This window comes from Bowmanella yangjiangensis, assembly GCF_017255015.1.
Taxonomy (GTDB): Bacteria; Pseudomonadota; Gammaproteobacteria; order Enterobacterales; family Alteromonadaceae; genus Bowmanella; species Bowmanella yangjiangensis.
On sequence record NZ_JAFKCS010000333.1, the window covers coordinates 1 to 890 of the forward strand.

Genomic DNA, 890 nt, shown 5'->3' on the forward strand with positions numbered 1-890 from the left:
ACGCTGGATCCTAAGGCCCTGCGCCAGGCTTTCGAGGCATTGGTGGCACGCCATGAGAGTCTGCGCACGCTGTTTCGCGAAGAAGGTGGCGAGCCGTTGCAGGTGATCCTGTCGACCTTGCCTCTGGCCATGCTGGAGGAAGACTTTGCGGAACTGCCGGCAGACCAGCGTGAGGACGCCGCACGTGTGCGTCTGGAACAGTTGGCGCGACAGCCTTTCGATCTCGCCAATGGCCCGTTGCTGCGCCTGCACCTGCTGCGACTCAGCGATAGCGAGCACCTGCTGCTGCTGAACCTGCATCATATCGTCTCCGATGGTTGGTCGATGGGCGTGCTGATCGACGAGTTCGCCAGCCTCTATGGCGCCTGCGTCACCGGTCGTGGTGCCAGCCTGCCGCCGCTGCCGATTCAGTACGCCGACCATGCTCGCTGGCAGCGCCTGTGGATGGCGGCCGGGGAGGAGCAGCGTCAGCTCGATTACTGGACGCAACATATCGGCGATCCGTCGCTGCTGCTGACCCTGCCCAGCGACCGACCGCGTCCACCGCAGCAGAGTTACCGTGGTGCCACGCTGGACTTTCAACTGCCTACGGCGTTGGTGAGCGAGCTGCGCAGCCTGGCACGTGGCCAGGGTGCAAGCCTGTTCATGGTGCTGCTGGCGGCATTCGAGGTGCTGCTGGTGCGCTACAGCGGCCAGCGCGAACTGCGTATCGGCGTGCCGGTGGCCAACCGTGGTAGGGCCGAGTGCGAGCGTCTGGTGGGTTTTTTCGTCAATACCCAGGTGCTGTGCGGTGAAGTCGAGGAACATGCTTCCTTCGTCGATCTGCTCGATGCGGTACGCCAGGCCGTCCTGGATGCACAGGCTCATCAGGAACTGCCCTTCGAGCGCTT

Annotated in this window: 1 protein-coding gene; it reads left to right on the forward strand. The window is 63.8% G+C overall.

Annotated features, from left to right (window positions below; translation table 11 throughout):
- On the forward strand, positions 1 to 890 hold an 890-nt coding region (locus J0A65_RS24380; protein ID WP_232850135.1), incomplete at both ends, for a condensation domain-containing protein.